The sequence below is a fragment of the Cellulomonas septica genome (assembly GCF_012396155.1).
In the GTDB taxonomy this organism is placed as follows: domain Bacteria; phylum Actinomycetota; class Actinomycetes; order Actinomycetales; family Cellulomonadaceae; genus Cellulomonas; species Cellulomonas septica.
Genome location: NZ_JAAXOY010000822.1, coordinates 1 through 1343, shown reverse-complemented (window position 1 = coordinate 1343; position 1343 = coordinate 1). Strand labels below are relative to the sequence as shown.

General features: G+C 75.5%; 3 protein-coding genes. All 3 read left to right on the top strand.

Annotation, left to right across the window (positions count from 1 at the left end; genetic code table 11):
• Nucleotides 1-329 (top strand): WS/DGAT domain-containing protein (locus tag HGA02_RS19510; RefSeq protein ID WP_168681051.1); only part of this gene is annotated, 329 nt, incomplete at its 5' end.
• Nucleotides 330-333: 4 nt separating this feature from the next.
• Nucleotides 334-819 (top strand): PPOX class F420-dependent oxidoreductase, encoded by a 486-nt coding sequence (locus HGA02_RS19505; RefSeq protein ID WP_168681049.1) that lies wholly within the window; start codon nt 334-336, stop codon nt 817-819.
• An 8-nt stretch (nt 820-827) separates the two neighbouring features.
• Nucleotides 828-1343: GrpB family protein (locus HGA02_RS19500; protein WP_168681047.1), on the top strand; the 516-nt coding region annotated here is incomplete at its 3' end.

The following is a 1343-nucleotide window of genomic DNA, read 5'->3' as shown; positions in this document are numbered from 1 at the left end:
CGCTCGCACCGTTGGGCGCCAGGCTCGTCGCGCGGCTCGGTCTGCTGCCGCGGTTCCTGCACCGCCAGCGCGTCATCAGCACCGTCGTCACGCACGCGCCCGGGCCGCCGGGGCCCGTCCGCCTCGTCGGCGTCCCGCTCGTCGCCACCGTCCCGCTCGTGCCGCTCGTCGGGAACGTCACGACGTGCGTCGCCGCGCTCTCGATCAGCGGGCGGCTCGACGTCGCCGTGCTGTGCGCGCCGGAGTCCGCCGACCTCGTGCAGGCGCTCGCCGACGACCTGCGCGACGGGCTCCGACAGGTCGCGGACCTCGCACCGCGCCTACCGTGAGGTCATGCCCCGCACCGTCGCCACGAACCGCACCGTCGACCTGTCCGAGCTCCTCGAGTTCGTCCGGCCCCGGCACCACTTCCTGCTCGTCACGACGCGCACCGACGGGCGCCCGCAGGTGTCCCCGGTCAGCGGCGGCGTCGACGACCAGGGCCGGCTGGTGATCTCGACGTACCCGGGCCGCGCGAAGACGCGCAACGCCGAGCGGGACGCGCACGTGAGCGTGTGCGTCCTCTCCGACGACTTCGGCGGCGCGTGGGTGCAGGTCGACGGCGACGCCGAGGTGCTGCACATGCCCGAGGCGGAGGACGCGCTCGTCGACTACTACCGCTGCATCGCGGGCGAGCACCCGGACTGGGACGAGTACCGCGCGGCGATGCGCCTGCAGGACAAGTCGCTGATCCGCGTGACGCCGACGCGCTGGGGGCCGATCGCGACGGGCGGCTTCCCGGCCGACGTCGCGGAGCGGCTCGACGCGCTCGACGGCTGATCCGCCCCGTGCTGATCCCCGCGGAGGACCTGCACGACGCGGCCGTCGAGGTCGTCGACGCCGAGCGCGCGAAGCTGGCCGCGGCGTGCGTCCCGGGCGAGCTCGTGTGGGTCGGCGCGTCGAGCGTGCCCGGTGCCCTGACCAGGGGCGACGTGGACCTGCACCTGCGCGTCCCGCCCGAGGAGTTCGACGCGGCCGTCGCGCTCGTCCGGCGCGACCACGCCGTCGTCCACCCCGAGATCTGGTGCGCGACGCTCGCGACGTTCGCTGTCGACGCGCCCCTGCCCGCGGGCCTGGCCGTGACACCGCTGGGCTCCGAGCACGACGTGCGGTTCACGCGCACGTGGGCGCTGCTGCGCGCCGACCCCGCCCTGCTCGCGGAGCACAACCGCGTGAAGGCCGAGGCCGACGAGGCCGCGCCCGACGAGTACGAGGCCCGCAAGTCCGCGTTCTTCGACCGGGTCCTGGCCGACGGTGCGACGACCGACCCGGCGGGCGACGGCACCGCGCTGACCCGTGGCACG

What these genes read in the sequence shown, in the direction of transcription:
- HGA02_RS19505 (WP_168681049.1), top strand. Translation starts at nt 334, where the DNA reads ATGCCCCGCACCGTCGCCACGAACCGCACCGTCGACCTGTCCGAGCTC.